This is a genomic window from Thioclava sp. F34-6 (assembly GCF_002213235.1).
GTDB classification, from domain to species: domain Bacteria; phylum Pseudomonadota; class Alphaproteobacteria; order Rhodobacterales; family Rhodobacteraceae; genus Thioclava; species Thioclava nitratireducens.
Genome location: NZ_NBOA01000003.1, coordinates 238,660 through 265,039 on the forward strand (window position 1 = coordinate 238,660; position 26,380 = coordinate 265,039).

21 protein-coding genes are annotated in these 26,380 nt (G+C 64.9%); 13 read left to right on the forward strand and 8 right to left on the reverse strand.

Translation table 11 applies throughout. From position 1 onward, the window contains the following. Positions 1-64 precede the first annotated feature (64 nt). The 6 genes from B6V72_RS07295 to B6V72_RS07320 all read left to right on the forward strand — a co-directional run bounded on the left by B6V72_RS07295 (position 65) and on the right by B6V72_RS07320 (position 9,503). The gene (locus B6V72_RS07295) at positions 65-2,032 is read left to right on the forward strand and encodes a bifunctional 2',3'-cyclic-nucleotide 2'-phosphodiesterase/3'-nucleotidase (protein ID WP_088735234.1); all 1,968 of its coding nucleotides are present in this window, start codon (positions 65-67) and stop codon (positions 2,030-2,032) included. Positions 2,033-2,372: 340 nt separating this feature from the next. Then, complete coding sequence (locus tag B6V72_RS07300) at positions 2,373-3,566, forward strand: efflux RND transporter periplasmic adaptor subunit (protein ID WP_088727055.1); 1,194 nt, start codon at positions 2,373-2,375, stop codon at positions 3,564-3,566. Between the two features lie 7 nt (positions 3,567-3,573). After that, positions 3,574-6,660, forward strand: a complete 3,087-nt coding sequence (locus B6V72_RS07305) for an efflux RND transporter permease subunit (RefSeq protein ID WP_088735235.1) — start codon at positions 3,574-3,576, stop codon at positions 6,658-6,660. A gap of 171 nt (positions 6,661-6,831) precedes the next feature. Continuing rightward, positions 6,832-7,017 carry a PLDc N-terminal domain-containing protein gene (locus B6V72_RS07310; protein WP_075776281.1) on the forward strand — a complete coding sequence of 62 codons (186 nt, stop codon included), beginning with the start codon at positions 6,832-6,834 and terminating at the stop codon, positions 7,015-7,017. 534 nt (positions 7,018-7,551) lie between these two features. Continuing rightward, complete coding sequence (locus tag B6V72_RS07315) at positions 7,552-8,382, forward strand: fructosamine kinase family protein (protein ID WP_240497697.1); 831 nt, start codon at positions 7,552-7,554, stop codon at positions 8,380-8,382. 53 nt (positions 8,383-8,435) lie between these two features. Then, positions 8,436-9,503: an FUSC family protein gene (locus tag B6V72_RS07320; protein WP_146696182.1), complete on the forward strand. Its 1,068-nt coding sequence runs from the start codon at positions 8,436-8,438 to the stop codon at positions 9,501-9,503. 52 nt (positions 9,504-9,555) lie between these two features. Here the strand turns inward: B6V72_RS07320 and ilvD are convergent, their stop codons facing one another. Further along, the gene (gene ilvD / locus B6V72_RS07325) at positions 9,556-11,391 is read right to left on the reverse strand and encodes a dihydroxy-acid dehydratase (RefSeq protein WP_075776278.1); all 1,836 of its coding nucleotides are present in this window, start codon (positions 11,389-11,391) and stop codon (positions 9,556-9,558) included. A 305-nt stretch (positions 11,392-11,696) separates the two neighbouring features. Between ilvD and B6V72_RS07330 the strand changes: the two genes are divergently transcribed. Then, positions 11,697-14,102 (forward strand): ligase-associated DNA damage response DEXH box helicase, encoded by a 2,406-nt coding sequence (locus B6V72_RS07330; RefSeq protein ID WP_088735237.1) that lies wholly within the window; start codon positions 11,697-11,699, stop codon positions 14,100-14,102. Beyond that, complete coding sequence (gene pdeM / locus B6V72_RS07335; protein ID WP_075776276.1) at positions 14,099-14,746, forward strand: ligase-associated DNA damage response endonuclease PdeM; 648 nt, start codon at positions 14,099-14,101, stop codon at positions 14,744-14,746. The genes B6V72_RS07330 and pdeM overlap by 4 nt, the downstream gene beginning before the upstream one ends. Here the strand turns inward: pdeM and B6V72_RS07340 are convergent. The 6 genes from B6V72_RS07340 to B6V72_RS07365 all read right to left on the reverse strand — a co-directional run bounded on the left by B6V72_RS07340 (position 14,719) and on the right by B6V72_RS07365 (position 20,393). Then, positions 14,719-15,222 (reverse strand): gamma-glutamylcyclotransferase family protein, encoded by a 504-nt coding sequence (locus B6V72_RS07340; RefSeq protein WP_088735238.1) that lies wholly within the window; start codon positions 15,220-15,222, stop codon positions 14,719-14,721. The two genes, pdeM and B6V72_RS07340, sit on opposite strands and share 28 nt — an antisense overlap. Further along, entirely contained in the window at positions 15,219-16,070 is an 852-nt protein-coding gene (locus B6V72_RS07345) for an aldose 1-epimerase family protein (protein WP_088735239.1), read from the reverse strand. Before B6V72_RS07345 ends, B6V72_RS07340 begins: the two co-directional genes overlap by 4 nt. Positions 16,071-16,605: 535 nt before the next feature. Next, entirely contained in the window at positions 16,606-17,088 is a 483-nt protein-coding gene (locus B6V72_RS07350) for a hypothetical protein (protein ID WP_088735240.1), read from the reverse strand. A 9-nt stretch (positions 17,089-17,097) separates the two neighbouring features. Beyond that, positions 17,098-19,053, reverse strand: a complete 1,956-nt coding sequence (parE, locus tag B6V72_RS07355) for a DNA topoisomerase IV subunit B (protein WP_075776271.1) — start codon at positions 19,051-19,053, stop codon at positions 17,098-17,100. Between the two features lie 123 nt (positions 19,054-19,176). After that, on the reverse strand, positions 19,177-19,512 hold the full coding sequence (locus B6V72_RS07360; RefSeq protein WP_143597868.1) for a hypothetical protein: 336 nt from the start codon (positions 19,510-19,512) through the stop codon (positions 19,177-19,179). A 221-nt stretch (positions 19,513-19,733) separates the two neighbouring features. Further along, positions 19,734-20,393, reverse strand: a complete 660-nt coding sequence (locus tag B6V72_RS07365; RefSeq protein ID WP_088724648.1) for a glutathione S-transferase family protein — start codon at positions 20,391-20,393, stop codon at positions 19,734-19,736. Positions 20,394-20,591: 198 nt separating this feature from the next. On the opposite strand from B6V72_RS07365, the gene ppk2 reads away from it, so the two are divergent. The 5 genes from ppk2 (at position 20,592) to B6V72_RS07390 (ending at position 25,010) form a co-directional block, all read left to right on the forward strand. Next, on the forward strand, positions 20,592-21,545 hold the full coding sequence (gene ppk2, locus B6V72_RS07370) for a polyphosphate kinase 2 (RefSeq protein WP_088735364.1): 954 nt from the start codon (positions 20,592-20,594) through the stop codon (positions 21,543-21,545). Between the two features lie 93 nt (positions 21,546-21,638). After that, positions 21,639-22,241, forward strand: coding sequence for a class I SAM-dependent methyltransferase (locus tag B6V72_RS07375; RefSeq protein WP_088719121.1), 603 nt, complete (start codon positions 21,639-21,641; stop codon positions 22,239-22,241). Positions 22,242-22,504: 263 nt separating this feature from the next. Further along, positions 22,505-22,948: a cytochrome c gene (locus tag B6V72_RS07380; RefSeq protein WP_075776266.1), complete on the forward strand. Its 444-nt coding sequence runs from the start codon at positions 22,505-22,507 to the stop codon at positions 22,946-22,948. Positions 22,949-22,954: 6 nt separating this feature from the next. Further along, the gene (locus B6V72_RS07385; RefSeq protein ID WP_088719120.1) at positions 22,955-23,551 is read left to right on the forward strand and encodes a cytochrome b/b6 domain-containing protein; all 597 of its coding nucleotides are present in this window, start codon (positions 22,955-22,957) and stop codon (positions 23,549-23,551) included. A gap of 100 nt (positions 23,552-23,651) precedes the next feature. Next, complete coding sequence (locus tag B6V72_RS07390; protein WP_088735365.1) at positions 23,652-25,010, forward strand: MATE family efflux transporter; 1,359 nt, start codon at positions 23,652-23,654, stop codon at positions 25,008-25,010. Here B6V72_RS07390 and B6V72_RS07395 read toward each other — a convergent pair. Further along, positions 25,007-26,218, reverse strand: a complete 1,212-nt coding sequence (locus B6V72_RS07395) for a UbiH/UbiF family hydroxylase (RefSeq protein WP_088735241.1) — start codon at positions 26,216-26,218, stop codon at positions 25,007-25,009. The genes B6V72_RS07390 and B6V72_RS07395 overlap by 4 nt on opposite strands. Positions 26,219-26,380: the final 162 nt, after the last annotated feature.

Below are 26,380 nucleotides of genomic sequence, written 5' to 3' on the forward strand. Positions count from 1 at the left end.
AGACTGTTACGATCCCCGGATAGAGCGCTCCGGCAAGGAGCCAATTGTCTCGGAGGATCCCCCTATGTCGCTTATTTCGCGTCGTCAGTTTCTCGTTACCACCACCGCCGCGGGCGGTCTCGTGATGGTCCACCCGTTCACCGCGCGCGCGGCTGAAGGTCAGGCGCACCTGCGCCTGCTGTGCACTACCGATATTCACTGCCATATCCGGCCCTACGATTATTATGCCGACAAGCCTGTCGATACCGTGGGCCTGTCGCGCACTGCGACCCTGATCGAAGGCGTGCGCGCGGAAGCCGCCAACACCCTGACCTTCGATAACGGCGATTATATGCAGGGCAACCCGATGGCCGATTACATCGCATACTCCAAGGGAATGAAGGAGGGCGACACCCACCCGGTCATCGCGGCGATGAACCTGCTGGGCTATGATTGCGGCACGCTGGGCAATCACGAGTTCAACTACGGGATGGATTTCCTCAAGAAGGTGAACGACCGCGCAAACTACCCGATGGTCTGCGCGAACTTCGCCCATAAGCTGGGCGCGACCCCGCGCGAGGACGACCTTTACCTGCCGCCCTACCTGATCCTCGACCGCGAATTGACCGATGGGGCTGGAAACAAGATGCCGATCCGCGTCGGCGTGATCGGCTTCGTGCCTCCGCAGATCATGCAATGGGACCGCGCGCATCTCGAGGGCAATTACCAGACCCGCGACATCGTGGAGGCCGCGAAAGCATGGGTTCCGCAGATGCGCGAGGAGGGCGCCGATCTGGTCGTGGCGCTCGCCCATACCGGAATCGACAACGGTCCTCAGACCGACGGCATGGAGAACGCTGCCTTCTACGTCGCAGGCGTCGACGGCATCGACGCGGTGATCACCGGGCACCAGCACCGTAACTTCCCCGGCAAGGATTTCTCGGGCCCCGGGATCGACAATGAGAAGGGCACGCTTCAGGGCAAGCCCGCGGTGCAGGCGGGCTTCTGGTGCAACCACATGGGGCTGATCGACCTGATGCTGAGCCGCGACGGCGGCAAGTGGAAGATCGATAGCCATAGCTCCGAGATCCGCCCGATTTTCGCGCGCGGCGAGGATCGTTCGATCACGCCGCTGACCACCGATTACAAGCCGATCCTCGCGGCCACCGATCAGGTGCATGAAGAGACGCTCAAATATGTCCGCGCCAAGGTGGGCGAGACCGAAGCGCCGCTCTATTCCTACTTCGCGCTGGTGGCCGACGATCCCTCTGTGCAGATCGTCTCGAACGCGCAGATCTGGTACGTGAAGAAACTGCTGGAGGGCACGCCCGAAGGCAAGCTGCCGCTTCTGTCGGCGGCGGCGCCGTTCAAGGCCGGCGGGCGCGGCGGTCCGGATTACTTCACCGATGTTCCGAAAGGGCCGGTGGCGATCAAGAACGTCTCCGACCTCTATCTCTATCCGAACACGCTACAGGCGGTGAAGGTCACCGGCGCGCAGGTGAAGGACTGGCTGGAGCGCTCTGCAGGCATGTTCAACCAGATCGAGCCGGGTGCGAAGGACGCGACGCTGCTGAACCCCGATTTCCCGTCCTACAATTTCGACGTGATCGACGGCGTGACCTACCAGATCGACATCACCCAGCCCGCGAAATTCGACAAGGACGGCGTGGCGGTGAACCCCGACGCGAACCGCATTGTCGATCTGAAATTCGAGGGCAAGCCGATCGATCCGAAGGCCGAGTTCGTGATCGCGACGAACAACTACCGCGCCTCGGGGGGCGGCAGCTTCCCCGGCGCGGACGGCTCGACCGTGATCTACCGTGCGCCCGACACCAACCGCGACGTGATCGTGCGCTACATCCACGACAAGGGCACGATCAACCCGAAGGCCGACGCGAACTGGTCCTTCGCGCCCGCGGGCGGCGCGACGGTGCTGTTCGAGACCGGCCCGAAGGCACAGGCCTATGTCGAGGACGTGAAATCCCGGGGTCTCGATATCGAGCAGGCGGGCGACGGCGAGGGCGGCTTCGCGCTCTATCGCATCACGCTCTGAACTGCCTTGTACAGAGGCCGAAAGGGGCGCCATCGGCGCCCTTTTTTACGCGGTGCGGTCGCGAGGCGGTTTGCCCCCCGGTATCTCGCGAATACGTGAACTCCGCGCAGGGCGCGAACTGACACCGGGATTGCGGTGCGGATGTCGCGAGCGGCTGCGTTGATTGGAAAGTTTACGTTTTAAAACAATAAGTAAGACAAGCCGTCTTTCCCGAGACTCACGGCTCGCAGGATTTGTTTCCTGCATTTCCCGCCGCGCGCGAGTGGCGACAGAATGAAGCGGGCCTATCGTAGAAATGGAACAACGCCGGGACAACCGGGCTGCGGACAGGAGTTTCAGTATGAGCATTGGTCGGATGACGCGGCGCGCCGCGCTTGGGATGCTGCTTGCGGGCGGGGTCGCCGCGCAGGCATTGGCGCAGGGAATGCCGGGCGGCGCGCGTGGCCCGACCGAGGTCGGCGTGATGCAGGTCGAGACACGGTCCGTGCCCTATACCGTCACCCTGCCGGGCCGCGCCGTGGCCTATGAGCAGACCGATATCCGCCCGCGCGTCGCCGGCACCATCGCCTCGATCGATTACGAGGCGGGTCACAAAGTCGCGACGGGCGACGCGCTGTTTCACATCGACGACGACACCTATCAGGCCGAACTGACCGCTGCAGAGGCCGAGAAGGCGAGCGCCGACGCCAATGTGCAGGCCGCGCAATCGCAGGTGGACCGCTACACCAAGCTAGAGAAGACTTCGATTTCGGTGAGCGATCTGGAGACGGCGAGGGTCACGCTGGCCCAAGCCAAGGCCTCCGCGCTGAGTGCCGAGGCCGATCTTCAGACCGCGCAGCTCAATCTCGACCGCACGGTGATCCGCTCGCCTATCGACGGCTACCCGGATGTGGCGAACGTCTCCGTCGGCTCGCTGGTCACGGCGAACCAGTCCGACGCGCTGACCACGGTAACGCGGCTCGATCCGATCTATGTCGATGTTTCCGAGAGTGCGGCGCGGATCATGCGGGTGCGTCAACGGATCGATCAGGGTACGCTTCAACGCGGCGATCAACTGAAGGTCTCGCTGCTGCTGGAGACCGGTGAGGAATACGACGGCACCGGCACGCTGGTCAGCCCCGGCGCGACCGTATCCTCGACCACCGGCACGGTCGATTTCCGGTTCAAGTTCGACAATCCCGACCGGCTGATCCTGCCGGGCCAGTTCCTGCGCGCGAAGATCACCTTGGGCACGACACAGGCGATCCTCGTACCGCAGCGCGCGACCACGCGGGAAGGGGATGGGTCGCTTTCGGCCTTCGTCGCCGCGGACGGCACGGCGAAGAAGGTGACGCTGACGACGGCGGGAACCTATCAGAACGCGTGGATCGTGACCGGCGGCATCGAGAGCGGCGATCAGGTGATCCTCGACGGGCTGAAGAACCTGCGCGACGGGGCCGAGATCAAGACGGTGCCGGTGACGATCAACGCGCAGGGGGTCGTGAAGGATGCGAGCCCCTCGGGTGACGAGACCGATACGGCGAAGGCGGAGTGAACCCGGCATGATCCGCTTCTTCATCCATCGCCCCGTCTTCGCGATCGTGCTCGCGCTGGTGACGATGCTCGCCGGCGGCTACGCGCTCACGCAGCTTCCCGTCTCGCAATATCCAGAGGTCGCGCCGACCACGATCCGCATCTCCGCCAGCTATTCCGGGGCGACCGCGCAGGCGGTCGAGAACTCGGTGACGACGCCGATCGAGGACTCGCTGACCGGGCTCGACGGGCTGCTCTACATGGAGAGCTCTTCCAACCAGGGCTCAGCGCGGCTGACGCTGACCTTCGACGGCTCGGTCGATCCGATCGATGCCGAGAACGAGGTGCAGACCAAGATCCGCAAGGTCGAGAATGCGCTGCCTGATGCGGTGCAGACCTCCGGGGTGAATGTCTCGCGCTCGTCCTCGGACATCCTGATGGTCGGGGCACTGGTCTCGACCGATGGCAAATATTCGACCGTCGAGCTGGGCAACATTCTGGACACCGAAGTGAAAGGAGCGATCGAGCGCACTGCGGGCGTGGGCGGGATCAACGTCTTCGGCTCGGGCTACGCGATGCGGGTCTGGCTCGATCCCTACAAGCTCGAGCAATACCAGCTGACGCCGACCGACGTGACCGCGGCAGTACAGGCGCAGAACACCACCGTCTCGGTTGGCTCGCTGGGCGATCTGCCCACCACCGAAGGCCAGCAGTTCACCGCCACGATCACCGCACAGAGCCAGCTGACCTCGGTCGAACAGTTCGAGAAGATCCTGCTGAAAACAGAACCCGACGGCTCTGCGGTCTATCTGGGCGATGTCGCGCGGATCGAGATCGGGCAGGAGAATTACGGCACCAATTCCAGGTTCAACGGCATGAACGCGGCAGGGTTCGGCGTGAACCTCGCGAACGGCGCGAATGCAGTCGATACGGCGGCGGCAGTGCGTGCGACGCTGGATCGGATGTCTTCGTCGCTGCCCGAGGGTGTCAAGTTCCAGATCGCCTACGACACCTCGCCCTTCGTGCAGCTTTCCATCGAGAAGGTCTATCACACGCTGGCCGAAGCGATCGTGCTGGTGCTGCTGGTGATCCTCGTATTCTTGCAGAAGTGGCGCGCGACATTGATCCCGATCGTCGCAGTTCCCGTGGTGCTGCTGGGCACATTCGCGGTGCTGCTGGTCGCGGGCTATTCGATCAACACGCTGACAATGTTCGCGATGGTGCTGGCGATTGGCCTCTTGGTCGATGACGCGATCGTCGTGGTGGAGAACGTCGAGCGCGTGATGGAGGAGGAGGGGCTCAGTCCCCTCCAAGCCACCGAGAAAAGCATGTCCCAGATCACCGGCGCACTGATCGGGGTGGCGCTTGTGCTGTCGGCGGTGTTCCTGCCGATGGCGTTCTTTCCCGGCTCGACGGGCGTGATCTATCGGCAATTCTCGGTGACGATCATCACCGCGATGGTGCTCTCTGCCGTGGTCGCGCTGATCCTGACGCCTGCGCTGGCGGCCAAACTCCTGCGCCCCTCGACGGGCCGCGCGATTGCGCCGGCGCGCGCTTTCAATACCGGTTTCGCGAAAGTGCAGCGCGGCTACGCCGGTGCGGTCGCGCGCATCGTGCGCAAACCCTTCCTGATGGCGCTGGTGCTGGTTCTCGTGCTGGCGGGCGCTTGGGGCGTGATGACCCGGCTGCCGTCCTCCTTCCTTCCGAAGGAAGATCAGGGCGTTCTCATGGCGATGGTGAACCTTTCGGAAGGGTCGACGACGGCACAGACGTCGGATGTGGTCGACCAGATCACCCAATACCTGCTGACGCAGGAGAAGTCCGATGTGGCTTCAGTCTTCGCGACGCTCGGGTTTTCCTTCGGGGGTGGCGGACAGAACACTGCGATGGTCTTCGCCAAGCTGAAGGATTTTGGTGAGCGCACTGGCGCGGATCAAACCGCCGCCGCGATTTCGGGGCGGGCGAACGCCCATTTCGCAGGTCTGCGCGCGGGGCAGGTCTTCTTTCTGCAACCGCCGACGATCCGCGGGATCGGCAATTCTTCGGGCTTCCAGATGTATCTGGTGGATCAGGGCAATAACGGGACCGCTGGGCTGAAGGAGGCAGGCGATCAGCTCGTGGCCGAGGCGAAATCGGATAGCCGCCTGACCAATGTCCGGGTCAGCGGCGATGAGGACAAGGCAGCACTGCAGCTGGATATCGACCAGCAGAAGGCCGAAAGCTTCGGTCTGACGCTGAGCAACCTCAATTCGATGCTGTCGGTGATCTTCAGCGGGAGATCGGTGAACGACTTCGACCTCAACGGCAACTTACGCCCGGTGATCGTGCAGGCCGATTCGCCTTACCGGATGCAGCCGGAAGATATCGACACCTGGTACGCGCGGAACGCGTCGGGCGAGATGGTGCCGTTCTCGTCCTTCGCGACGACAAAATGGGTATCGGTCGCCCCAAGGCTGTCGCGCTATGACGCGGCCAATGCGATCGAGATCTCGGGTCAGGCGTCGGACAGCGCAAGTTCCGGCGCGGCGATGGACGCGATGGAGCAGTTGGTCAGTGACCTGCCCGGCGGCTACGCGGTCGCCTGGACGGGGTTGAGCTATCAGGAACGCCAGTCCGGCGATCAGGCGCCCTATCTCTATGCGCTCTCGGTGCTTGTGGTATTTCTCTGCCTTGCTGCGCTTTACGAGAGCTGGTCGATCCCGCTGTCAGTGATGCTCGCCGTGCCGGTGGGCGTTCTGGGGGCGCTGGTCTCGGCGTGGGTCTTCGGGCAGTCGAATGACGTCTATTTCAAGGTGGGTATCCTCACGACCATCGGTCTGGCGGCGAAGAACGCGATCCTGATCGTGGAATTCGCCAAGAACCTCGAGGCCGAGGGCAAGGAGCTGATCCCCGCGACCATCGAGGCGGCACGGCTCCGCCTGCGCCCGATCCTGATGACCTCGCTCGCCTTCATGCTGGGCGTGGTGCCGCTGGCGATCGCGACCGGGGCGGGGGCCGCGGCGCAGAACGCGATCGGCATCGGCGTGCTGGGCGGGATGGCGGCGGCAACCTTCATCGGTGTCTTCATGGTGCCCGCCTTCTACGTCCTGATCCGCAAACTCACTCCGGGGCGTTGAGCCGGGGGGCGATTCCGTCGCGGAGGCGGCGGTGTCACGCCCATGACCGCCTCAGCGACCTGTCACATCCGTCTGAATCGGGGAATGCGGGGAACAAAGCGTTGAAGACGCAAGTTTCCCCGCCAAGGAAAACCGGCAAATGCCGGAAAGAACCGATAAAGGAGTGAAGTTATGCTGAGCATGATCGGGGGCCTCATCGTCCTCATCCTCGACATCTGGGCCATCGTGTCGATCTTTGGTTCGGGAGCGTCCACCGGCAAGAAAGTGCTGTGGATCCTGCTGATCATCATCCTGCCGGTGATTGGCTTCATCATCTGGCTAATCGCCGGACCGAAGGGCGCGAAGGCGACAGTTTGAACGACGCGGAGGCAAAGGGACGAGCCACGCAGTGCCCTGCATATCGTTCCTATCGGCTCTGCTACCCTATTGCTGCTGGCGCTCGCGCTGGCTGTCTGGATCAGCCCTTGGTGGCTGATCCTTTCGCTTTTTGCGAGGCCGTTACGCCAACTGCTGCGAGCCGCGCCGGGAACGCCTTCCTGCGATGAGCGGGGTCGGGTGAACGCAGCCGCCGCAAGGGGTTCGCGGCGGCTGCTGCCCGACGGAGACGAGTGTGGGGAATCTCCGTCAGGGTCTCGTACTGTTCCCGAACGGGAACGTAAAAGCGGACGGTCCCACGGGTCGAGAGCGCTACGCGCATGTCCTCGACACGAAGGCGTCCGGAATGTCTAAGCTGCGCGAAGGGCTGACCCGCAAAGGAGAAGCGGATCGACGGCAACAAAGGGCATTTGCACCGGATGGGGGCACGCACGCAACCGTAATCGGGCTGCACAGGGCGGATATTCGCCGGTAGCCGCGACGGAACGGGCAACCCGAGCGGACCGGGAGGGCGAGATGGACGAAGCCGAACGGATAGGAACCGAAGCTGCACGCTTGCTGGATATGAGCCCGCGGCGGGTCAAGCCGTTGGCGGGCGGCGATCTGAGCCCGGTTCTGGCGATGGACCTGCCGAGTGGGGAGCGGGTGATCGCCAAGGGCGGGCCGAGCCCGGAGACCGAGGCAGAAATGCTTCGAACGCTGGCCGAGGCGGGCGCGCGGGTGCCGAAGGTGCTTGCGGTCTCTCGGATCTGCCTCGTTATGGAGGCGCTACCCCAGAGCGGCGGGCTGAGGGGCGCGGGCTGGCTGGAACTCGGCGAGTCGCTTCTCCGCCAACACCGTGCGCCGGGGGCGCCCGATGATACGCCCTATGGTTGGCCCGTCGATTACGCTTTCGGCCCGGTGCCGATCCCGAACGCAGGGCAAGCGACATGGACCGAGTTCTGGGCCGAGGCAAGGCTGCGCCCGTCGCTGCCCGAACTGCCCGCGCCGCTCGCCTGCCGGGTCGAGAGGCTCGCGGCGCAGATCGAGGAACATCTGCCGCCACGCCCGTTCCCGTCCTTGCTGCATGGCGATCTCTGGGCGGGAAACGTGTTGGGCGACCAGGGGCACCTGAGCGGGTTGATCGACCCGGCATGTTATTACGGCGACGCGGAGGTCGATCTCGCGATGCTTCATCTCTTCGGCGCGCCGGGGCGGGAATTTGCCGTGGGCTACGGCGCGCTGCCGCCCGGTTGGGAAGCGCGCCGGGCGATCTATCAGCTATGGCCCGCGCTCGTGCATCTGCGCCTGTTCGGGGCCGGTTATCACGGAATGGTGGCGGGGCTTCTGGACCGGATCGGCGTCTAACGGGGAACCAGCGCGGCCATGAGGCGCTTTGGCTGCATTGAGAGGTGTTCACGGTGTCCCTGCCCAATGTCTCGATCTCGCGGCTGCCCGCGCTCAACTGGTCGCGCGGATTGCCCGCAGCGCTGGCGCTGAGCGGGCTGGTCGGGATCGTGCTGATGCTCGATTTGCCGCGCGGGCAGGAACTGGCGGCGCTCGGCGCGGGGTTTGCCACCTCGACGGGGCAGGGCAAGTCGATCCGCAACCGCCGCTGGCCCGTCACCTTCCTCGACATCGCCGGTAAGCTCGTCGGGATCTTCGCCGGGATGGTCGCTGCGAAGGTCATGATCGGCGGCGTCGCGCTGAGCGTACCGGGAATGCTGCTCGGCGCCTTCGCGGTGGGCTTGTTGTCACGCCGAGATATGAGCCTGTGGTGGCTGTTCCTGCAAAGTTGGCTGTTCTTCTCGCTCTCGACCTTTCTCGTGCAGTTCATCCCGTCGCCCGGGCCGGTGCTGCTCGCCGTCGGCGGCGCGATGGTCTGGGTCTTGGCCGTGGAAGAGGCGGTTCGGGTGATCTGGAAACACTTCGCGCCCGAAACCGGTCCAACGCTTGACGGGCAGGTGCCGCCCGACGGCATCGCGCCGCTCAACTCGCTGATCGGGCAGGGGCTGCAGGCGATGGGCGCGGTGGGGCTGTCCTACGGGATCGCGGTCGGCCTCTCGATCAACCACCCCTACTGGGCACCGCTGTCAGCGTTGCTGATGTTGCGCCCGCGCCCGGGCATGACATGGGAGCGCGTCTTCGTGCGCAGCCTCGCGACGCTTTCAGGTGCGGTCGGAGCGAGCCTGCTTGTGCTGGGGCTCGGGCCGCACAGCGCGCTTATGCCGGGGCTCTACGTGATATTCGGCGTGACCGCGATCCTGTTTGCTCCGCCCGCGCATTACCCGACCTTCGTGGCTTTCCTGACCGCGCTGATCGTGGTGATGGTCTCGATGGGCAATGATGCGCCGTTGTCGAACGCGTGGGGCCGGATCGCGGGGACGGTGCTGGGTGGGGCCTCGGCCCTGGCAATGAGCTATCTCGCCCATGCGATCCGCAAGCGGCTCGGCTGGGAGGAAAGCCTTCCCGAGAGCGATGCCGCGTGAACGAAAACGGCCGCCCCGAGGGACGGCCGTTTCAAATCGCGATGTCAGCCGATCAATCGGGCAGGATGCGCACGCCGCCCTTCGCCGCCGAGCTGGCCAGCAGCGCATAGGCCTTGAGTGCGGTCGAGACGGCCCGCTTGCGCGGCTCTGCCGGTTTCCACGGCAGCGGCCCTTTCGCCTCGCGGCGCGCGGCCAGAACATTGTCGGCCACGGCGAGGTTGATCGTGCGGTTCGGGATGTCGATCTCGATGATGTCGCCGGTCTCGACGAGGCCGATCGTGCCGCCTTCTTCCGCTTCCGGGCTCACATGGCCGATTGAGAGGCCCGACGTGCCGCCCGAGAACCGCCCGTCGGTCAACAGCGCGCATTTGGCGCCGAGGCCTTTCGATTTCAGATAGGAGGTCGGGTAGAGCATCTCCTGCATCCCCGGGCCGCCGCGCGGGCCTTCATAGCGGATGATGACCACTTCGCCCTCGACGACCTTGCCGGTGAGGATGCCCGACACAGCGTCGTCCTGGCTCTCGAACACCTTCGCGGGGCCCGAGAATTTCAGGATCGAGTCGTCCACGCCTGCGGTTTTCACGATGCAGCCCTGCTCGGCGATGTTGCCGTAGAGCACCGCCAAACCGCCATCCTGCGAGAAGGCATGTTCCGCGGTGCGGATCACGCCGCCCTTACGGTCGCGGTCGAGTTCCTTGTAGCGGTTCTCTGTCGAAAACGCCTGCGTGGTGCGCACGCCGCCCGGAGCCGCGCGGTAGAACTGGTGGATGGCGTCGTCATTCGCGACCATCACGTCCCACTTCGCGAGCGCTTCGCCCATCGTTTCCGAGTGCACGGTGCGCACGTGTTCGTGGATCAGGCCGGCGCGGTTCATCTCGCCGAGGATGCCCATGATGCCGCCCGCGCGGTGGACGTCTTCCATATGGACGTCCTGCTTCGCCGGCGCGACCTTGCAGAACACCGGAACCTTGCGGCTCAGCCGGTCGATGTCTTCCATCGTGAACTCGACCTTGCCCTCATGCGCGATCGCCAACAGGTGCAGCACGGTATTCGTGGACCCGCCCATTGCGATATCGAGGCTCATCGCGTTCTCGAAGGCCTCGAAGGTCGCGATCTCGCGCGGCAGCAGGCCCTTGTCTTCCAGCTCGTAATGGCGGCGCGTGATCTCGACGATCTTGCGGCCCGCCTCGAGGAACAGTTCCTTACGGTCAGCATGGGTGGCGAGCATCGAGCCGTTGCCCGGCAGGGCCAGACCCAGCGCCTCGGCGAGACAGTTCATCGAGTTCGCGGTGAACATGCCAGAGCACGACCCGCAAGTCGGGCAGGCGGCCTTCTCGATCGCGAGCACGTCCTCGTCGGAGTATTTCTCGTCGGCCGCCGCGACCATCGCATCGACCAGATCAAGGTCGTGACCGATGATTTCCGCGCCTTCCTTGCCGGCCTCCATCGGGCCGCCGGAGACGAAGATCACCGGGATGTTCAGGCGCATCGCGGCCATCATCATGCCGGGGGTGATCTTGTCGCAGTTCGAGATGCAGACCATCGCATCGGCGCAATGGGCGTTGACCATGTACTCGACGCTGTCGGCGATCACTTCGCGCGAGGGCAGGGAGTAGAGCATCCCGTCATGGCCCATCGCGATCCCGTCGTCGACGGCGATTGTGTTGAATTCTTTCGCGACACCGCCCGCGCTTTCGATCTCGCGCGCGACCATCTGGCCGAGGTCCTTGAGGTGGACGTGACCGGGCACGAATTGGGTGAAGGAGTTCACGACCGCGATGATCGGCTTGCCGAAGTCGTCATCCTTCATGCCGGTGGCGCGCCACAGACCGCGCGCACCTGCCATGTTGCGGCCATGGGTGGATCTACGGGAACGATAAAAGGCCATAAGATTTCCGTTTCTGTCGCGCCCGAGGGGACTCGGGCAATTTCCTGTCGCGGGCCTGAATATAACATGGATCGCCCGATGAACAGTGGCGAGATGGCGCGGGTGGACTGTGCGATGGTGCGAGATGTTGGGGAGAGCGCGTCTCGGCGGGCTTCCAGTGGAAGCCTGAGCGGGGAGCGCGCCGCGTGGCGCGACGCAGGGCGCCTCATACGGGAGACGATGGTCTTGCGCGGCGCGCGCGCGACGCCCCCGGAAGACACGCGGCAAAGCTTGCGCATCCGCCGCCTTCACCTACCTTTCATCCGATGCCCGACACCGCCGCCACGCCCCTCCTGCCGCAACGCTTCTCCGACTGGTTCGCCAGCCGCGGCTGGGAGCCGCATAGACACCAATTGGAGGTGCTGGCGTCGCGCGAAGATACGCTCCTGATCGCGCCGACCGGGGGCGGCAAAACGCTGGCCGGTTTCCTGCCGTCGCTCGTCGATCTGGCGGAGAACCATGACGGTTTGCACACGCTCTATGTCTCGCCCCTGAAGGCTCTCTCGAAGGATATCGCCCGCAACCTGCGCGCACCGGTGGACGAGATCGGGCTGGACCTGCGGATCGAGGATCGCACCGGCGACACCTCGGCCACGCAGCGCCGTCGTCAGCGGGTCGATCCACCGCAGATCCTGCTGACGACGCCAGAGAGCCTCGCGCTGATGCTGTCATACCCCGAGGCGCCGAAGATTTTCGCGGGGGTGAAACGGGTGGTGCTCGACGAGATCCATGCGCTGGCCGAAAGCAAGCGGGGCGACCAGTTGATGCTGGGCGTCGCGCGGTTGCGCAGCCTGTCGCCGGGCCTGACCGTCACCGGGCTGTCGGCGACGGTCGAGGCCCCGCAGGCGCTCGCAGATTTCATGGGCGGCGCGCGGGTGATCATGGCCGACCCGGGCCCGCCGCCTGATATCGAGATGTTGCCGACCGAGCTCCCCGCGCCTTGGGCCGGCGGCGGCGGACGGCACGCCGCGCGCGACGTGATGGCGGCGATCGAGGACGCACGCCTCAGCCTCGTTTTTCTTAACACGCGCGCACAGGCGGAGCTGTTCTTTCAGGCGCTCTGGGAGGTGAATGACAACGCCCTGCCGATCGGGCTGCATCACGGCTCGCTTTCGCGGGAAGCGCGGCACAAGGTCGAGGAGGCGATGGCGAATGGCGCTCTGCGCGCGGTGGTTTGCACCGGCTCGCTCGATCTGGGGCTCGACTGGGGCGATGTCGATCTGGTCCTGCAGGTCGGCGCACCGAAGAACGTCAAACGCCTCGTGCAGCGGATCGGGCGCGCCAATCACCGATATGACGAGCCTTCGCGCGCCCGGATAGTGCCCGCGAACCGCTTCGAGATTGTCGAATGCGCCGCCGCTTTGGAGGCCGTGCGCGAGAACGATCTCGACGGCGGCGGACGACGTTGGCGCGGCCCGCTCGACGTGCTGTGCCAGCATATCCTGCTGACCGCCTGCGCCGGGCCGTTCGAGGCGGATGCGCTTTATGCCGAGGTGCTGGGGGCCGGGCCCTACGCCACGCTGCCGCGCGCCGATTTCGATGCCTGTCTCGAGTTCTGCGCGACGGGCGGCTACGCGCTGCGGGCCTATGACCGCTGGCAGCGCCTGCTGCAGCGTGATGGCAAATGGCAGCTCCGCGACCCCCGCGCGACCCGCGATCTGCGGATGAATATCGGCACGATCACCGAGATCGAGAAGCTGAAAGTCCGCCGCAAATCCCGGCGCGGCGGCACGCCTCTGGGCGAGGTCGAGGAAGGCTTTGCCTCGTCTCTGACCCCCGGCGATACCTTTTTGATCGGCGGACAGGTTGTGCGCTACGAGAGCCTGCGCGAGATGGTCGTCGAGGTGACGAATGCCGCCACGCGCGAGCCGAAGATCGCCGTCTTCTCGGGGCTGAAGATGGCGACCTCGCTGGAGCTGTCGCAGCGGGTGCAACGGCTGATCGCCTCGCCGGAAGACTGGGACCAGTTGCCACCCCACACCCGCGATTGGCTGGCATTGCAGCGCGATATCTCGACCCTGCCAGCACCCGGTACACTGACCTGCGAGACCTTCCTGCGCGGCGGACGGGCATTCTTTTGTCTTTATGGCTTCGCGGGGCGCAACGCGCATCAGACGCTCGCACTGCTGCTGACGCACCGGATGGAGCAGGCGGGACTGGGGCCGCTCGGCTTCGTAGCCACCGATTACGCGCTGCTGATCTGGTCGATCGACCCGGTAGAGGATCCCGCCCCGCTGCTGTCGGTCGAAGGTCTGCGCGAAGGCCTGCGCGACTGGCTGGAGAGCAACGCGGTGATGAAGCGCGCGTTTCGGTCGATCGCGACGATTGCAGGGCTCATTCAGCGCAATCTGCCGGGGCAGCGCAAATCGGGCAAACAGGCGACGTTTTCCTCGGACATCCTCTATGACACGTTGCGCCGCTACGATCCCGATCACCTCCTTCTGCGCATCACTCGCGAAGAGGCTAGCCGCGGTCTTGTCGATTTCGAGCGGATCGAGGAGATGCTGGCCCAAGGGCAGAGAATCGTGCATATCCGCGCCCCGCATGTGACGCCGCTGGCCGCGCCGCTGTTGCTCGAACATGGGCAGGTCGGCATTCGCGGCGGCACGGGCGAGGCACGACTGATGGAAGAAGAGGCGCAGGCGATGATGCGCGAGGCGGGGCTGGAATGAGAGAGATCACCTTCGCGGGGCAGCGGTTCGAGGCGCAACCGTCGGGCGCGCTCTATTGGCGCGAGGAGGACGCGCTGATCGTGGCCGATCTTCACTTGGGCAAGTCCGAGCGGATGGCGCGGCGCGGCGGTGCGCTGCTGCCGCCCTTCGAGAGCCTCGACACGGTAATCCGGCTCGAGGCCGAGGTGCTGCGCCTGCGGCCTTCGCGGCTGATCAGCCTTGGTGACGCCTTCGATGACGACGCGGCCGCGAGCGAAATCGCCCCGGAGATCGCCGGCCGTCTAACCCGGCTCGCGGCCCTGACCAAGCTGCTATGGATCGCGGGAAACCACGATCCGATCGGCCTGGGCCGGACCGTCGAGGAGACGCAGATCGGCCCGCTCACGCTGCGCCATATCGCCGGTGTCGGGCCGGACCTTTCCGGCCATTACCATCCCAAAGCCAAGATCGCCCGGCGCGCCTATCGGGCGTTTCTCATCGGTCGCGATCACCTGATCCTACCCGCGTTCGGCACCTATACCGGCGGGTTGGATTGCGACGGGCCGGAGCTGTCGTCGCTGGTCGGGCCGGGGGTAGCGGTGCTGACGGGGCCGGGGATGCCGATGCGCCCGATCGGTCAGAGCGCGCTGCGCCAGTCGCGATAGCCCGCCCGTTCCAGTGCCTCGCGCGCCGCGATGAAGCCGGGGCGATCGGGCTCCGGGTCGGGGATCGGCACGACCGGCGCGAGGTCGTCCAGACCCAGACCATGCTCGCGCCGCCCTGCGCGGATCAGGGCGAGATACCATTCGAACGGCGCGATCCCGTCCCGGCGCTGCAAGGCGCGATAGGTGAAGGCACGTGCGCCGTCCTCGAGTACTAGCGTGATTTTCTCGTAATGCAGCCCGGCCCCCTCGGCGGCATCGAGCGCTGGAATGTCGCTCTCCGCGATCTCAAACAACACGCCTCGGGTGCTCGCGTCGCCCTGCGTGATCGTGGCCTTCGCGCTCCCGTCGCGCCCGCGTTTCGAGAAATCGAGCGAATGTCCGGGGATCTCCGCATGGCCGATGACGCGCGCCGAAGGGCAGCGCGCGGCAAGCCGGGAGGTCAGCAGGTTGGAGCCATAGGCGAGGTAGGGGATCATCCGCTTACCCTCAGGTTCATCGCAAATGTCTCCTGCCCGCCGGGGGGCAAGATCATGCTGTCGGGTCGCGCGGCCAGTTCCGGCCCGGCGCCTTCCGAAGCAGGCAGCCCGTGCCACGGCTCAATGCAGATATAGGGCGCACCGGGTTTCTGCCACAGCGCGAGATTGGGTAGGTTGGAAAAGCGGAAATCGAGCACCGGCCCGCCCTCTCCGCAATAGCGCAGCCCGTCGCCCGCGCCTTCAGGGAAGATCATCGCGTCGTCTTCAAACTGTGCCGGATCGAGGGTCAGCGCGCCCGCCGTGAAGGGCGAGGGCATCCGCGCGCGCCCCAGCATACCATCCACGAGCCGAGCGAGCGCAGGCTCCGCCCCGTTACTAAGCTCGATCCGATGCGGGCCGGTCGCGCCGGGCAGCGGCCAACGAAACGCGGGGTGAAAGCCGAAGGAAAACGGCATCTCTCGCTCGCCCGCATTGCTCACAGTAGCGGTGACGCTCAGCTCCGACCCCACGGCCTCATGGACGATCTCAAGGCGGAAATCGAACGGATAGGCCGCCGTGTCATGCGAGGGTTCGAGCAGGTGGCAGCAGCGGGATTGCGTCAGCTCGGTCACGCGAAAGGGCAGGTCGCGGGCGAAGCCGTGCTTGGAGATCGCGTGGGGCGTGCCGTCGATCGTCACCCCTTCGGGCGCGGGAAGGCCGACGATGGGAAACAGGATCGGGGCCTGCCCGCTCCACCAGGCCGGGTCACCCTCCCAGAGCAGCTCCTGCCCCTGATAGCTCAGCCCCTGCATCTCGGCGCCCAGATCGGCGATGGTGACGCTGAGGCTTTGGGAGCAAATCTGGGGCATGTGTCGGGATCCGGAGGTTGTGACGTGTCGCGCCTTGGTATCGCGCCGCCGGAGATGATCCAAGCCCGCGTCCGTTTCGTGCCGAGTGAGGGGGGCAGCGCCCGACCTTGGGGTGAGCCGCGTCTCGGAGGGCTTCCTTTGGAAGCCTTCAGCGGCGAACGCGCCGCGCGTCGCGGTGTAGGGGGCTTCGCTGTCGGTTGGTTTGAGCGGTTTATCTTGCAAGCCCGGAGGACGGTGGGGCTGTGGGCTGGATCGCCAATGCGCCCTCCCGGGGGAGGGGTGAGCCGGGACTAGCGGCCTTCCGGTAGAAGGACTCTCCAGAGAACGCCCGGAGCGCGAGCGAAGGGCCGGACGGGCGCGTGTGATGAGAGATGAGGGCAGCGCCCGACCCTTGGGTGGGCGCTTCGCTGTCGGTTGGTTTGAGCGGTTTATCTTGCAAGCCCGGAAGACGGGGAGGCTGTGGGCTGCGTCGCCAATGCGCCCTCCTTGGGGGAGGGTCGGGCGCTGCCCGGGCTGGTCGCCCGGGCCGAACTCATCATCTATATGTCTCGCAATACTCTTTGAGTAGGCGGAGCACGCGATCGGCATTTGTAATAGCCGCCTGTATGATCGCTGGATCGTATGCGGCTATCTTTAGCCGCTCGTTGTTTCTTTTTGTGCCGGCTTCGATCACCAGACGGCCTTCATGGATGAAATGAACTCCGTGCACTGCTCTGTGCCGGTCATCTAAGCTTGTCAGGATTTGCTGCCCAAGTTCGGCTAATTCTGACTTTACGTTTTCATCGGATGAAACCGTATCTAAAGCAGACTTCAATTTCTTAGCTAATGGCTTCGTGAATTGCCGAAGTTTATCGGTTCGCTCCGTGAACTCAGGAGAGCGCGGCTCTAAGCCTTCGGTCAAACAAACGAGACGCGCCGCCCACAACTCAATCCGCGCACAGGTCTGCACGTAGATCCCGAGCGCGAGCAAATAGTCGTCAGGTAAATCCTCTTGGACCTGATAACGAGGCTCCGTCACCTCGCCTCCTCAAACATCCAGCTCCTCCACGAACTGGGCGTTCTCCTGAATATACTGGAACCGCAGTTCGGGCTTCTTGCCCATCAGGCGCTCCACCAGATCGCCGGTCTCGTTCGGCTCGTCGTCGTGGATCGTGACCCGGATCAACTTGCGCGTCTCGGGATTCATCGTGGTCTCTTTCAGGTCCTTCGCGTCCATCTCGCCCAGACCCTTGAAGCGCTGCACGTCGATCTTGCCCTTGCCGCCCAGACCTTTCTCCAGCATCGCCTCCTTCTCGGCGTCGTCGGCCACATAGATGCGTTTGGCGCCCTGGGTCAGGCGGTAGAGCGGCGGGCAGGCGAGATAGAGGTGCCCCTGATCGATCATCGGGCGCATCTGGGTGAAGAAGAAGGTCATCAGGAGCGAGGCGATATGCGCGCCGTCCACGTCCGCGTCGGTCATGATGATGATCTTGTCATAGCGCAGGTCGTCGACGTTGAACTTGGTGCCGAGGCCGACGCCGAGCGCCTGCGTCAGGTCGTTGATCTCCTGGTTCGAGCCGAGCTTTGAGCTTGCCGCGCCGAGCACGTTGAGGATCTTGCCGCGCAGCGGCAGCAGCGCCTGGTTCTTACGGTCGCGCGCCATCTTGGCCGAACCGCCTGCCGAGTCGCCCTCGACGATGAACAGCTCGGTGCCCGAACGGTTCGTGGCCGAACAGTCGACCAGCTTGCCGGGGAGGCGCAGCCGTTTGGTGGCCGATTTGCGCTGGGTCTCTTTCTCCTGCCGGCGCTTGAGGCGTTCTTCGGCGCGCAGCACGAGGAAATCGAGGATCGCGCCTGCGGATTTCGTGTCCGAGGCCAGCCAGTTGTCGAAGTGGTCGCGCACCGCGCCCTCGACCAGACGCTGCGCCTCGACGGTGGCCAGACGGTCCTTGGTCTGGCCCACGAATTCCGGCTCGCGGATGAAGCACGAGACCAGCGCGCAGCCGCCGGTGATCAGGTCGTCGCGGGTGATCTGCGCAGCCTTCTTGTTGTTCACCAGCTCGCCATAGGCGCGGATGCCCTTGAGGATGGCGGACCAGAAGCCCGCCTCATGGGTGCCGCCCTCGGGGGTGGGCACGGTGTTACAGTAGGACTGGATGAAACCGTCGCGCGAGGGCGTCCAGTTGATCGCCCATTCGACCGAACCCGGCACGTTGAACTTCTCGCGGAACTCGACCTTGCCCGAGAAGGGGCGGTCGGCATAGGTGCTGGCGCCGCTCAGCGTCTCGGTCAGGTAATCGGCGAGGCCGCCGGGGAAGTGGAAGGTGGCCTCGGTCGGCGTCTCGCCGTCGTCGATCTCGGATTTCCAGCGAATCTCCACGCCCGAGAAGAGATACGCCTTCGAGCGCACCATCTTCAGCAGACGTGCGGGTTTGAACCGGTGATGGCCGAAGATCTGCTCGTCGGCATGGAAAGTGACCGTGGTGCCGCGCCGGTTCGGCGCCGCGCCGATCTTTTCGACCGGACCTTCCGGGATGCCGCGCGAGAAGCGCTGTTCATATAGCTCCTTGTTCTTGGCTACCTGAACGACCATCGAATCCGACAGCGCGTTCACCACCGAAGCGCCCACCCCGTGCAGACCGCCCGAGGTCTCGTAGGCATCGCCCGAGAACTTGCCGCCTGCGTGCAGTGTGCACAGGATGACTTCCAGCGCGGATTTGCCCGGGAATTTCGGGTGCGGGTCAATCGGGATGCCGCGCCCGTTGTCGCGCACGACGATCGAGTGATCGGCCAGCAGCTCGACCTCGATGCGGCTGGCGTGACCGGCCACCGCTTCGTCCATCGAGTTGTCGAGCACCTCGGCCACCATGTGATGAAGCGCGCGTTCGTCCGTGCCGCCGATATACATGCCGGGGCGTTTTCGCACGGGTTCGAGACCTTCGAGCACCTCGATCGAGGAGGCGTCATAGGAATCGGTCTGGGGCGTCAGAAGATCGTCGGCCATGCTGCTCGCTTTCTCTTGTAGTTTTCTAAACAAGAGATACCGCAGGTTGGGGCGGAGGAGCAAGAAGACCCCACCGCCCCGATGCGTTCCGAAAGCCCCACAACCCCCGGAAACGACCGACTCTCAAGCGACGCGCGCCATGAGCAGCATCGACCCCACCGCCATTGCGATACCGAGGACTTCCCGCAGGGCGAGTTTTCCGCCGAACAGTACGACCCCCATCGTCACCAGAGCCATCAACGTGAAAAGCGTCGGGGCCACGCCGGTTTGCGCCAGCGACACCTGCCGCAAGGCCAGAAACCAACCTGCTGCCGAGGCGGCATAAAGCGCGCCACCGAGCAAGACAGACGGCGAATGCAGCGCGTGCCCCCTTTCAACCGCGGATTTCAGAATGAAATCGCCCGCGATCACGACCAGCGTCGCACTCAAACACAAGCTGTATCCAAGCAAGGCAGGCATGGTGCCCTCTAACCCTCTTCACCCCGTAAAGATGACGTAAGGGAAAGGTCTTGGCCAAACCTGAATTTGCCCTGCTGCGGAAATCCTGACCGCTTGGTAAGGCGGACCTGACCGAAAGGCGAAGTGGTGGCTAAGCGCCTGCCCATGGTTTGAGCAAAGACGCGGACGTGCATCCCTGCGCGTATACCTTTCGGTCTAGACGTTACGCCGAACCCGCCGAATCAAATCGCCTCGGCCTCGCGCTTGTCCCACATTGCCCGGAAGGCCTTGCGGCTCTGGCAAAGCTTGATCCAGCTTTGCAGTCGCGGATAGGGGGCGAGGAACTCGGGGTGGTCCTGCCCGTAGCGCAGAACCTCCGCCAGATTGAGATCGGTCACGGTAAACCGGCCACCCACGATATGGCTATGCGTCTCCAGATGGGTCTCGAGCGTCGTCAGCGGGCGAGCGAGCTTCGAGCAGAGGGATGCGATCTCGGCCTTGCCCTCGGGCGTGTCCTGTTCCTTGCGGCGATAGACGAAGCTGAGCGCGAGCGCGTCGGTCTCGATCCAGGTCGCGGCGAAGAGCGCCCATTGCTCCATCAGCGACAGCTCGCGCTCATGCGCGGGGGCAAGGGGCCCGCCCGCCTTGCGAGCGAGATGCAGGTTGATCGCAAGCGACTCCGTCAGGATCAACCCGTCTTCCTCCAGCACCGGGATCGCGCCCATCGGCGAGAGCTTGCGGAACTCGGGCGAGCGGGTGTTGAGCGGCACCTCCGGCGCGAGCGGATCCTTGAACCGGTTCGCCTGCACGACTCGGCGCAGACGGAACGGCAGGCCCAACTCCTCGAGCAGCCAGAGCGCCCGGCTCGCCCGCGAATGATAGTTGCCGTAGATCGTGATCATGTCCGTTCCCTCGTTTCGCGCGATTTTGGGGGCGTTTTTATCCGCCGGAAGGCCAGCAGACACGGGTTTTTGACACGTATCAAGGCACATCACGCGGGATTGCGCGACGCTTCGCAAGGTTCAGCCAACGGAGGGATAGGCATGAAGGATCAGGCCACGACCGAACGGGATACGACTGCAAAAGCCGCGGCCGCCGAGATGGCGGTCGACGCGCCTTCCCGTCCGGCGGAGGGATCGCCCGCAGGCGTCGAGGCCCTGCTGAAGGAGGCGGGCCCGAAGCAATTCCCGCGCGTCGATCCCAACGCGGTGCGGCTGGCCTTCGAGACGGGCAAATATCCCTATCGTCGCAAAATGGCGCGCCCCGCTTACGAGGCGGAGAAAGCGCAGCTTCAGGCCGAGTTGCTCAAGGTCCAGAAATGGGCGCAGGAGACCGGCGAGAAATTCGTGATCCTCTTCGAGGGCCGCGACGCGGCGGGCAAGGGCGGCACGATCAAGCGCTTCACCGAGCATCTCAATCCGCGCTTCGCCCGGGTCGTGGCGCTCAACAAGCCCTCCGAGGAGGAGCAGGGTCAATGGTATTTCCAGCGTTATGTCGAGCATCTGCCGACCGCGGGGGAGATGACCTTCTACGATCGCAGCTGGTATAACCGCGCGGGCGTCGAACGCGTGATGGGCTTCTGCAAACCCAACGACTACCTCGAATTCATGCGCCAAACCCCGGAGTTGGAGCGGATGTTCGTGCGCTCGGGCATCCGGCTCTACAAATACTGGTTCTCGGTCACCCGCGAGGAGCAACGCCGCCGGTTCACGGCACGTGAAACCGATCCGCTCAAGCGCTGGAAGCTGTCGCCGATCGATCTGGCAAGCCTCGATCGCTGGGACGATTACACCGAGGCGAAGGAGGCGATGTTTTTCTATACAGATACCGCCGATGCCCCTTGGACCATCGTGAAATCGAACGACAAGAAGCGCGCGCGGCTGAACTGCATGAAGCATTTCCTCTCGACGCTGGACTATCCCGACAAGGATCCCTCGATCGCGACACCGCCCGATCCGCTGATCGTCGGCCATGCGAGCCATGTCGTGCATTCCTCGCAGCATATTCTTGGTGCATCTCTTCATCCCGATCAGCGTCGCGTGACCAAATCCTGAGCATGTGATCGCCGAGCGGGAACTCCCGGGCCCCTTTCGCCTTGTCCCTTGGCGTGTCGCAATCCATGTCAAAGAGAGGAACCGGAGGAGCGCATGGGCTGGAACGAAAGATTCGCCGGAGACGAGTATCTCTATGGCACGACACCGGCGGATTTCGTGGCGCGTCAGGCGTGGCGTCTCGCGCCTGGGGCGCGGCTTCTGAGTATCGCCGATGGCGAAGGTCGCAACGGCACCTATCTCGCGAGCCTCGGACTGCAGGTGACCGCCCTAGAACCCTCGGAAAACGCGCGCCGAAAGGCTGCCGAACTGGCGCAGGAGCGGGGCGTGTCTATGCAGACGATCGACGCCGATCTGCGCGGCTACGACTGGCCGCGGGGGGAATACGACGCCGTGCTCGCCTGCTTCATCCAGTTCGCCGACCCCGCCTTTCGGGCAGAGATTTTCGACGGCATTGCGACCGCACTCAAACCCGGCGGTCTCGCTTTGATCCACGGCTTCGCGCGCCGCCAGCCGCGCTACGGCACGGGCGGCCCGGGGATCGTGGAACAGCTTTACGATCTCGATCTCCTGCGTGACGCCTTCCCGCGCTGGGAGGTGCTGCATCAGGCCGATTACGATGCCGATCTAGACGAGGGCGCGGGCCATTCCGGGCGCGCGGCGCTGATCGATTTCGTCGCCCGCAAACCCGCGCGGTGATTCTGAAGCTTTCGGCAGGAAATTCGGGACTTCGCGCGGCTTCTACGCATAACGCTCGATGTTCCGTCGCGCTTTCTGCACGGTATTCAGGCGTTTTTGCATCCTCCCTCGGCGGTCGGCCGGAACTCGCCGAAGCGCCCGCGCGTGCCTATCGCTCCGCGAGGGGAGATGTGTGTTTGCGCACAAAGGAGTGTCTTCGGAATGACACGATTGCGTGTAACATCAATTCGATACGTTTTCGCCATCGCAGACTGGAGTTCCTCATGCGCAAGCCTCTCCTCGCCCTGACCTTGACCCTCGCCGCTACCGCCTCTTTCGCGCAATCGCCCAAGGATGCGGTGGACGCGCGCCAGGGCTATTTCGATCTGCTCGGCGCCCAGATGGCCGTGCTCGCGCCAATGGCGCAGGGCAAGACCGAGTTCGACGCGGCCAAGGCACAGACCGCCGCTGACAACATCGCGGCGCTCGCCAAGGTCGATATCCGTCCGCTCTTCGTCGAGGGTACCTCGGTCGACGACATGATGGAGACCCACGCGAAGTCGGAAATCTGGTCGAACATGGATCTCTTCGGACAGAAGCTCGACGGTTTGCATCAGGCTGCGGCGGAGATGCCTGCCGCAGCGGGAAGCCTCGACACGCTTCAGCCGGCCGTCGGGAAACTCGGCGGCGCCTGCAAGAGCTGCCATGACGAGTTCCGCGCGAAGTAACACCTGATGAAAGACACTGCCGCCGCCCCCGCGAAGAAGACCGTCACGGTCTGGGATCCCGTCGTGCGCCTGTTCCACTGGCTTCTGGTACTGGCTTTTGCCGTTGCCTGGGGCCTGGGGGAGTGGGGGCCGAACCAGATGACATGGCATTTCTATGCGGGCTACGTCATCGCGGGACTGTTGGCGGTGCGTCTGATCTGGGGGTTCGTGGGGCCGCGCACGGCGCGGTTCTCGCACTTCCTCTATGGGCCCAAGGAGGTGGCGGATTATCTTCGCCACCTGCCATCCAAGGAAAGCTCCGACCATGTCGGGCATAATCCGCTTGGCGGCTGGTCTGTCGTCGTGATGCTGGGGCTACTGATCGTGCAGGTCGTGACCGGGCTGACATCCGATCCGCAGGACTATATCAACGTCGGTCCGCTTGCGGGCTCCGTGCCCGAGAGCATCAGCACGAGCTGGGCGCCCAAGATTCACGAGCTTGTCTCGACCTTGCTGCTGATCGTGGTCGGCATCCATATCGCGGCCATCGTCTATTACCGGGCGTGGAAGGGCGTGAATCTCGTCAAGCCGATGATTACCGGCAAGAAAGAGGTGGGGGAGTAACCGCTCTCTTGACCGCCGCAGCGGGCGGGGCTAGCGCTCGCTCATGACGAGCAACGATCCCCATCAGAGCGCGCCGCCGCCCCAGTCGCAGAGCCAAGCGATGCCTCTCGCCCGCCATGTGCGGGCGATCTTCACTCTGGGCCTGCCGCTGATCGGCTCCAATCTCGCGCAGATGCTGCTCAACGTGACCGATACGGTGATGGTGGGCTGGTATGGCGTCGAGGCGCTGGCGGCGCTGGTGCTGGGCACCTCCTATTTCTTCTCTATCTTCATGCTGGGCAACGGGATCGCGCTGGCGGTGATGGGGCGCGTCTCGGCGAGTCTGGGCGCGGATGACGAGGTGCAGGCGCGGCGCGACACCCGAATGGGGATCTGGCTATCGATCCTGTTCGGCGTCGCGATGCTCCCGCTGTTCTGGAATTCCGGCGCGGTGCTGGAGCTGCTGGGTCAGAAGCCCGAGATCGCGGCGCTCGCACAGGATTACCTGCGCATCCTCGGCTTCGCGCTCGCGCCGGGGCTCGCGATGATGGTGATCCGGTCCTACCTGTCGGCGCAGGAGCGCACGGCGGTGCTGCTCTGGATCACGCTGGGGGCCGTTCTGCTGAACGCGGGCGTCAACTGGATCCTGATCTTCGGCAATTGGGGCGCGCCTGAACTGGGCGTGCGCGGTGCGGCGATCGCTTCGCTCAGCGCGATGGTGCTGAACCTCGTCGCGCAGGCGATCTATGCCGCGCGTGCGCCCGGACTGACTCATATCCGGCTGTTCCAGCGCTTCTGGCGGCCCGATTGGGAGGCGTTCTGGATCGTTGCGAAGATGGGGCTGCCGGTGGGGCTGACCTCCGTCGCGGAAGGCTCGATGTTTCAGGCCTCGGCGCTGATGATGGGCTGGATCGGCACGGTCGAACTGGCCGCGCACGGGATCGCGCTGCAGGTCTCCTCGATCACCTTCATGGTGCATGTCGGTCTCTCGAACGCCGCCACCGTGCGGGCAGGTCGGGCGCATGGGCGCCGTGATCCGCGCCTGCTGCGTGACGGGGCGTTGGCGGTGACGGGGATGTCGCTGGGCTTCGGTTTGCTGACGGTCGCGGTCTTCGTCTTCGCGGGGCCTTGGCTCACGCGCCTGTTTCTCGATGCGGAGAACCCGGCCACGCCCGAGATCGTCCTCTACGGCGTTCGCTTTCTGATGGTCGCGGCGATCTTCCAGCTGTTCGACCTGATGCAGGTGATGGCTCTGGGACTGCTGCGTGGCGTGCAGGATACGCGCGTGCCGATGTGGATGGCGGTGGCGAGCTATTGGCTGATCGGCATCCCGGCCAGCTACTTTCTCGCCTTCACGCTGGATCTTGGCGGGGTGGGGCTGTGGTTCGGCCTCGTCCTCGGCCTCGCATCGGCGGGGGCGATGATGATGCGCCGGTTCTGGCGCGGTGCATGGCTGCGTCCGCGCCCGGCAGCGGCTTAACGCACGCCAAGCCCCGCCTTCATCAACGTCTTGCGCACCGGTCCGAGCGAATAGAGCGCGCCCAAGACGCCCGCGCGCAGATCGCGCAGTGGCTGGGCCTCGACCATCGAGGCACGGTTGAGCAGATCGATCCCCACCTCGCGCGCCTTCACCTCCGGCCAGCGGCGACGGTGATAGGCGTCGAGCATCTTCGCCTCGCCTAGATGCACCGGGTCTTCCTCGGCCAGCTTCAGAAGGCAGGCCAGATCGGCGAGGCTCATGTTCAGCCCCTGCGCGCCGATCGGCGGAATGACATGGGCGGCCTCGGCGATCAGGGCCACACGCTGGCCCGAGAACCGATCCGCGATCTGCGTCATCATCGGCCAGACGGCGCGGCGGGTCTCCAGCTTCAGCGGCCCGAGAAGCCCGGTCGAGCGTTCCATGATCGCCGCTTCGAACGCTTCCGTGGGCAGCGCGGCGAGGCGCTCGGCCTCGGCGGCGCGCTCCATCCAGACGATCGCGGAAGACGGCTTGCCATCGCGGTCGGGCAGCGGCACCAGCGTGAACGGGCCACCCGAGCGGTGGATCTCGGTAGAGACGTTGTCATGCGGGATCGGGTGGGTGACAGCGAAGGCCAGTGCCTTCTGGCCGTAGCGGATCGTCTTTACGCCGAGGCCAGCCGCTTCGCGCACGAAGGAATTGCGGCCATCGGCCCCGATCACGAGACGGGCGCGCACATGGGTGCCGTCGGACAGCGTCACCTCGGCGCCGCTTTCGCGGGTCACGAGGCCGGTCGTCGCGATGCCGGGGCGGAAATCGACGAGCGGATTATCGGCAAGGGCGGCCACCAGCTCGCGGCGCAGCAGCCAGTTCGGGAAGTTCCAGCCGAAGGGTTCGTCGGACAAGTCGGCCGCGTCGAAATCGCGGGTCAGCCGTGCGGTCGGGCTTTCGCCGCCCGCATCGACGATCCGCATGATCTGCAGCGGCGCGGCATAGGGCAGGAGCCGATCCCAGATTCCCGCCGCTTTCAGCACCTCCCGCGAAGGACGCAGGAACGCGGTCGAGCGCATATCCGCGCCCACGGCTGCTTCTTCGGTGACCGGCGGCGTGGGATCGACGCAGATCGTGGTGAAGCCCGCCTGCCCGAAGGCCGCGGCTGCGGTCAGGCCGGCGACCCCGCCGCCGGAGATCAGGATATCGGTGTCGATGGGTGTGCGGGTCTCGGCCATGGGGCGCCTCCGTCAATGTCCGTGCCATTTTGCCCTCCGGCGCGGGCAGGTGCAATGATCCGCCGCTGGGATGCGACGTGGCGACACAGCGGAACGCGAGACGGCCCCGCGCAAATCCCGAAGGGGGAGCACAAAAAGAAACAGCCCGGATCGCGCGGATCC